General features: G+C 40.8%; 1 protein-coding gene. It reads left to right on the forward strand.

The window, feature by feature from the left end; translation table 11 throughout:
• Positions 1–255, forward strand: a 255-nt coding sequence (locus PZE06_RS34320; RefSeq protein WP_275792595.1) for a reverse transcriptase domain-containing protein, incomplete at both ends; no start/stop codon positions are given.

Genomic DNA, 255 nt, shown 5'->3' on the forward strand with positions numbered 1-255 from the left:
GAACCATTGATGATGGGGACGTAATCTCACTCATCCGTAAATTCTTGGTGAGTGGCGTACAAATTGATGAAGAATATAAGGAAACAGTGATAGGCACTCCGCAAGGAGGAAACTTATCTCCCTTACTCAGTAATATTATGCTGAACGAATTGGATAGGGAATTAGAAAATCGAGGATTACAGTTCGTTCGCTACGCTGATGACTGTATTATTATGGTGAAAAGTGAGATGTCAGCTAAACGAGTCATGAGGTCTG

The organism is Robertmurraya sp. DFI.2.37 (assembly GCF_029211245.1).
Lineage (GTDB): Bacteria > Bacillota > Bacilli > Bacillales > Cytobacillaceae > Robertmurraya > Robertmurraya methanolica_A.